This is a genomic window from uncultured Novosphingobium sp., from assembly GCF_964277725.1.
Lineage (GTDB): Bacteria > Pseudomonadota > Alphaproteobacteria > Sphingomonadales > Sphingomonadaceae > Novosphingobium > Novosphingobium fluoreni.
Map to the genome: position 1 here is coordinate 23,617 of NZ_CAXYKL010000214.1, position 6,117 is coordinate 29,733.

Annotated in this window: 6 protein-coding genes; 5 read left to right on the forward strand and 1 reads right to left on the reverse strand. The window is 61.3% G+C overall.

Translation table 11 applies throughout. The features are described 5' to 3' along the window. Window positions 1-24: 24 nt before the first annotated feature. From ctaD to ACHWRX_RS12345, 5 genes are all read left to right on the forward strand, one after another. Window positions 25-1,713: a cytochrome c oxidase subunit I gene (ctaD, locus tag ACHWRX_RS12325; RefSeq protein ID WP_183615428.1), complete on the forward strand. Its 1,689-nt coding sequence runs from the start codon at window positions 25-27 to the stop codon at window positions 1,711-1,713. A 127-nt stretch (window positions 1,714-1,840) separates the two neighbouring features. Next, complete coding sequence (locus ACHWRX_RS12330; protein WP_394659406.1) at window positions 1,841-2,806, forward strand: heme o synthase; 966 nt, start codon at window positions 1,841-1,843, stop codon at window positions 2,804-2,806. Between the two features lie 130 nt (window positions 2,807-2,936). Next, complete coding sequence (locus ACHWRX_RS12335) at window positions 2,937-3,530, forward strand: cytochrome c oxidase assembly protein (RefSeq protein ID WP_183615426.1); 594 nt, start codon at window positions 2,937-2,939, stop codon at window positions 3,528-3,530. A 63-nt stretch (window positions 3,531-3,593) separates the two neighbouring features. Continuing rightward, complete coding sequence (locus tag ACHWRX_RS12340) at window positions 3,594-4,415, forward strand: cytochrome c oxidase subunit 3 (protein ID WP_394659407.1); 822 nt, start codon at window positions 3,594-3,596, stop codon at window positions 4,413-4,415. 81 nt (window positions 4,416-4,496) lie between these two features. Further along, the gene (locus ACHWRX_RS12345; protein WP_394659408.1) at window positions 4,497-5,072 is read left to right on the forward strand and encodes an SURF1 family protein; all 576 of its coding nucleotides are present in this window, start codon (window positions 4,497-4,499) and stop codon (window positions 5,070-5,072) included. Window positions 5,073-5,179: 107 nt separating this feature from the next. On the opposite strand, the gene ACHWRX_RS12350 is transcribed toward ACHWRX_RS12345, so the two are convergent. Beyond that, window positions 5,180-5,719, reverse strand: coding sequence for a hypothetical protein (locus tag ACHWRX_RS12350; RefSeq protein WP_394659409.1), 540 nt, complete (start codon window positions 5,717-5,719; stop codon window positions 5,180-5,182). Window positions 5,720-6,117: the final 398 nt, after the last annotated feature.

Genomic DNA, 6,117 nt, shown 5'->3' on the forward strand with positions numbered 1-6,117 from the left:
AATTCAGTACGAAGGTCCGAAGAAATGGCCACCACCGCAGATCACTTCCAGGGTCACGTCGATGACCATCACGGTCACGCCGATCATGACCATAAGCCGGGCTTCTTCGCCCGGTGGTTCATGTCGACCAACCATAAGGACATCGGCACGATGTACCTTATCTTCGCGATCTTCGCGGGGGTCATCGGTGGCGCGGTTTCGGGTATCATGCGTGCCGAACTGATGCATCCCGGCATCCAGTATCTGGGTGCGGTCGCCTCTTTCTTCGGTGACGATGCCAGCGATTTCAACGCCACGCTTCACATGTGGAACGTGCTGATCACCGCCCACGGCCTGATCATGGTGTTCTTCGTGGTCATGCCGGCCACGATCGGTGGCTTCGGCAACTGGTTCATCCCGCTCATGATCGGCGCGCCCGACATGGCGTTCCCGCGAATGAACAATATCTCGTTCTGGCTGACCTTTGCCGGCTTCTGCTCGCTGATGATGTCGGCGTTCGTGCCCGGTGGTCTGGGTAACGGCGCGGGTACGGGCTGGACGGTCTATGCCCCGCTTTCGACTTACGGCTCGACCGGCCCTGCCGTCGATTTCGGTATCTTCGCGCTGCACCTTGCCGGTGCCGGTTCGATCATGGGTGCCATCAACCTGATCACCACGATCTTTAACATGCGCGCTCCAGGCATGACGATCCACAAGATGCCGCTGTTTGTATGGTCGGTGTTGGTCACCGCGTTCCTGCTGTTGCTGGCTCTGCCGGTCCTGGCTGCTGCGATCACCATGCTGATCACCGATCGCAATTTCGGCACCACGTTCTTCGATCCCGCGGGCGGTGGCGATCCGGTCCTTTACCAGCACTTGTTCTGGTTCTTCGGTCACCCTGAAGTCTACATCATGATCCTGCCAGCATTCGGCATGGTCTCGCAGATCATCTCCACCTTCTCGAAAAAGCCGGTCTTCGGTTACCTCGGCATGGCTTACGCCATGGTGGCGATCGGCGTGGTTGGCTTCATCGTGTGGGCCCACCACATGTACACCACCGGCCTTAGCGTAAACACGAAGATGTACTTCACCGCCGCGACGATGGTGATTGCCGTGCCGACCGGCGTGAAGATCTTCTCGTGGATCGCGACGATGTGGGGCGGCAGCCTTGAATTCAAGTCGCCGATGGTCTGGTCGCTGGGCTTCATCTTCCTGTTCACCGTGGGCGGTGTCACCGGCGTGGTCCTGGCCAACGGCGGCGTGGATGACGTGCTGCACGATACCTACTATGTCGTGGCGCACTTCCACTACGTGCTGTCGCTGGGTGCCGTCACCGCGCTCTTCGCCGGGTTCTACTATTGGTTCCCGAAGATGAGCGGCCGGATGCACTCGGAATTCCTGGCGCACGTCCACTTCTGGATCTTCTTCATCGGCGTGAACCTGATTTTCTTCCCGATGCACTTCCTGGGTCTGCAGGGCATGCCGCGTCGTTACCCCGACTATGCGGAAGCCTATACGCACTGGAACCAGGTCGCGACGGTGGGCTACATGATCATGGCGGTCAGCATCGTGATCTGGTTCATCAACATCCTGTATGCCTTCACTGCCGGTAAGCGCGCCGAAGGTAACTACTGGGGTGAAGGTGCCACGACGCTGGAGTGGACGCTGTCCAGCCCGCCGCCGTTCCACCAGTTTGAGACGCTGCCTGTCATCGAAGACGCGGGCCACCATTGATGGAGGGCGCCCGCCCCGACGGGGCCGGGCTCCGCCAATCTCCCTCCCCGCCACTCGACTTCGAGACTGGCTTGGGAGGGGCTAGGAGAGGGCATGTCGCCCTCCCTACTCGTTTGAAGTTCTGCTGATGACCAAACAGGCCCTCCCTCGATCTCTTCCGCAAACCGGAGGAGAGTCTACAGACCCCCGGCTTACGGCGAGCGGCGGTCTTCCCCCGGCTGATTGGCGTGATTTTTTCGCGCTTACCAAGCCGCGCGTGATGAGCTTGGTGATCTTCACCGGCTTGTGTGGCCTGCTTGCCGCGCCCGAGCGGATCCACCCGGTCCTTGCCTTCACCGCGATCCTGTGCATCGCGGTGGGCGCGGGTGGCGCTGCCGCGCTGAACCAATGGTGGGAAGCCGATATCGACGCCGGGATGAAGCGCACCGCCGCACGTCCGCTGCCGCAAGGCCGGATGCACCGAACTGATGCGCGTGACTTCGGCGTTGCCATCTCCGCCGGATCTGTTCTGCTGATGGGCCTGGCGATAGGCTGGCTTGCCGCTGCGATCCTGGCCGTCTCTATCGTCTACTACGCGGTCGTCTATACCATCTGGCTCAAGCCTCGCACGCCGCAAAATATTGTAATCGGCGGCGGCGCCGGGGCTTTCCCGCCGCTGATCGGATGGGTCGCTGCCACAGGGCACATCAGCTTGATGCCGGTGCTGCTGTTCGCGATCATTTTCTTTTGGACGCCCCCGCATTTCTGGGCGCTCGCGCTGTTCGTGAAGTCGGATTACGCTAAGGTCGGCATTCCGATGCTGCCGGTGGTGGCCGGCGAAAAGGCAACTCGCACGCAGATCCTGATCTATGCGGTCCTGCTGCTGCCGCTCAGCGTGCTGCCGTGGTGGATCGGTGGGGCAGGGGCGATCTATGGCATTAGCGCGATCGTGCTGTCGCTGCTGTTCCTGGCGCTCTCAGTCCGAGTTGGCCTGCGTCAGCGGACCGGGCCGGACGATACGATGAAGCCCGAAAAGCAGCTGTTCGGCTATTCTGTGCTTTATCTCTTTGTGTTGTTTGGCGCTTTGGTGGCGGATCGCTTTCTGCCGATGTAAGGGACTGCCATGAGTCGCGAAACTGATCCCAAGCGCATCCGGCGCAACCGCAACAACGTCCTTGGCCTCCTTCTGGCGGCCTTCGTGATCCTGGTCTTCCTGATCTCGCTCGCGAAGATGGGCTGATTCGATGAATGCCAAGACCTTGGACGGCCTCGGCCGCAATCGTCGGATCGCCTTGATGGCGCTCGCGGTTGCCGCCGCGATGCTTGGCCTGGGATTTGCCTCGGTGCCGCTGTATCGGCTGTTCTGCCAGGCGACCGGGTTCGACGGCACCACCCAACGCGTTACCGAGGACGAGGCTGCGCAGATCAAGGCGGTGGCGAACACCATGTCCATCCGGTTCGACGCCAATGTGGAACGGGGTATGCCGTGGCAGTTCAAGCCCTTGCAGCGCACTGACGATATCACCATCGGCGTGCGCGATATGGCGCTGTTCTGGGCAAAGAACACTTCGGACCATGCGATCACCGGCACTGCCAGTTTCAATGTGGAGCCGGAGCAGGTCGGCAAATATTTCAATAAAATCCAGTGCTTCTGCTTTACCGAGCAGACCTTGAAGCCTGGCGAGGAAGTGCGGATGCCGGTGCTCTACTACGTTGATCCCGCGATCCTGAACGATCCTGACGCCAAGGACGTGGAGCAGATCACGTTGAGCTACACCTTCCACCCTGCCATCAACAGCGGAGCAAAGGCACTGGACCGTACCGCTTCAGGTAGATAAGGGCTGGGCAAACCTCTCGCGGCGGGTGCGCCGTGGACTGCCATCAACAGGGACGTAGGCATCATGGCCGGTAGCAAGACACACGATTATCACATTCTTCCGCCGGACATTGTGCCCTTGGCGACGACGCTCGGCGCGCTGATGTTCACGACCGGCATGGTGCTGTTCATGCACAAGATGCCTGGTGGTCACTTCGTGCCCTGGCTGGGCGTGGCGATTTTGCTGGCTGGCATGTTCGCGTGGTTTTCCAAGATCGTGAAGGAAGCGCATGCGGGCGATCACACCCCGGTTGTGCAGCTGCACCAGCGTTATGGCATGATCCTGTTCATAGCCTCCGAGGTGATGTTCTTCGTGGGCTGGTTCTGGGCGTTCTTTGATTTCTCGCTGTTCCCGTCGACCTTGGCGGAATCAGTTGCCGGTCAGTGGCCGCCCAAGGCGATCGAGGCGGTGATGGACCCGTTCGATCTGCCGCTGCTGAACACGCTGATCCTGCTGTGCTCGGGCACCACCGTCACCTGGGCGCACCATGCGCTGATCCATGGCGATCGTGAGGGCCTGAAGAAGGGCCTGTGGGCCACGATCCTGCTAGGCGTGCTGTTCACCTGCATCCAGGCGTACGAATACGTGCATGCGCCGTTCCCCTTCGGTGCAAACACCTATGGCTCGGCCTTCTACATGGCCACCGGCTTCCATGGCTTTCACGTGCTGATGGGCACGATCATGCTGATCGTCTGCCTGGTTCGCTCCTATCGCGGTGACTTTACGCCGCGCCAGCACTTCGGTTTCGAAGCGGCGGCGTGGTACTGGCACTTCGTCGACGTGGTCTGGCTGTTCCTGTTCGTGGCGGTCTACGTGTGGGGCGGTTGGGGCTACCCGACGCACTGATCGCCGACCTCGATTATCCTCACCAAAAGGGGCAGCCGGAGAATCGTTCGGCTGCCCCTTTTGCTTTATGCGAGCTGACATATGCGCCGCATCCCCATCATCCCCACTATCTTGGTCCTTGCCGCAGCGGCGGTGATGATCTGGCTTGGCTTCTGGCAACTGGATCGGTTGCGGCAGAAGGAAGCCTTGCTGGCGCGCTATGGGGCGGCACACGGTCAGGCGCAGCCGGTGCCTTGGCCGAAGGGATCGTCCGTGGCTTCGCTGGACCTGTATCGGCGATCGCAATTGCTCTGCTTGCGCGTGGTGAGCCAGCGCGGTGTCGCGGGGCGTAGCGCGCGGGGCGAGGCGGGCTTGGCGCAATATGTGCGTTGTGCGTTGCCGGATGGATCGCAAGCGGATGTCGTGGCGGGTTGGGCAAGGGATCCCAACGTCCATGGTGCTTGGCAGGGCGGGCCGGTTCACGGGGTTATCGCTCCGGGGCCACGTCTGGTGGCCGATCCACCGCTGGGGGGCTTGGATGCGAATGCCATGCCCGACCCGTCGGAAATACCGAACAACCACCTAGCCTACGCGGTGCAGTGGTTCCTTTTCGCGGCGACGGCGATCGTCATTTACGGCGTGGCGCTGCGGCGGCGGTTGATCGCGCCTTCGCGCTGATCAGAACATCTGCGACAGGTTGAGGCCGACGACGCTACCCTGGATGGTGACGGTAACCCAGCCGAACGCGCGGGCGAGGCCGGGATGGTCAGGCAGTAGAGTGCGCATCACCCAATAATGCACGCCGCTGGTGATGGCCTGGCCCCTATGATCATCACCGGCTTGGGATTGCGGCCGTAGATGGGATTACGCTCGTGGCAATCGTCACGCCGCAGGCAGGCGATAGTCGATGCGGCATCCATCACATTGAGCGTGTGGAACGCGATCTCCAGCGGCATGATGTCGCCAGGCGTCTCCGCGCGATAAAGGCGGGGCTCGCGATAGAGGCCGCGCCGCCCTGGGTCATCGATCGCCAGCTTGGGCGCGTTCGATACGGTGGTTGATGTGTCCTGTGTCGTCGCTGATGCTGTGGGATGAAACTCATTGGTATATCTCTCCTCGATCGAACCATCGCTTGTGAGTGCGGGCGAGTGGGAGAGAGAAGTCGGCGTATCCGCGGTGAAAGGGCTGATCGTCCCTGCGGCTGTCGGCAATGACCAGCTTGCGATGGAGGCGTCTGCGAGAGCCAACGCGCTATCCATTTTTCTTGCGGTTGCAATTGCCGGATCGCCGACGACGTTCAGGCTCGCAAAAAGGACGAGCGCCATCGTCCGCCCAAGCGGCGGTTTTGAAAACCCAAACATGTGAAATCCCCCAACGCGGCGTTCTTCCCGCTTCGGGGGGTAGGATCTCGGTTCCTGGCGCTGTATCCGTAGATCAGCCTAGTGAAAGGGCGCCCGGGGGCGGCAGGCACTCACCGCAATCAATGCCCAAGATGTTGATCTATAGGCCGAAAGCCCACGCTGCGACCGGTGCTCGCGACGCGGCGAATGCTCGACGATGGAGCCTTCCAAAGCACGGACTGCGTAGATAGGCGCAGGTTTGGAGCTATCTCCAAGGTCGGTCGCCACCGCCATTGCGCCATGCCGCTGGTGCGGCTAGGCGCAGGCGCCATGGAATACGTCAGCACCAGGGGCACTGCTCCCACGCTCGATTTCGAGGGCGC

Excerpts from the sequence above, each read along its gene's own strand:
- ACHWRX_RS12340 (WP_394659407.1), top strand. The coding sequence starts at position 3,594 with ATGGCCGGTAGCAAGACACACGATTATCACATTCTTCCGCCGGACATT.
- ACHWRX_RS12350 (WP_394659409.1), bottom strand. The coding sequence starts at position 5,719 with ATGGCGCTCGTCCTTTTTGCGAGCCTGAACGTCGTCGGCGATCCGGCA.
- ACHWRX_RS12345 (WP_394659408.1), top strand. The coding sequence starts at position 4,497 with ATGCGCCGCATCCCCATCATCCCCACTATCTTGGTCCTTGCCGCAGCG.
- ACHWRX_RS12335 (WP_183615426.1), top strand. The coding sequence starts at position 2,937 with ATGAATGCCAAGACCTTGGACGGCCTCGGCCGCAATCGTCGGATCGCC.
- ctaD (WP_183615428.1), top strand. The coding sequence starts at position 25 with ATGGCCACCACCGCAGATCACTTCCAGGGTCACGTCGATGACCATCAC.
- ACHWRX_RS12330 (WP_394659406.1), top strand. The coding sequence starts at position 1,841 with ATGACCAAACAGGCCCTCCCTCGATCTCTTCCGCAAACCGGAGGAGAG.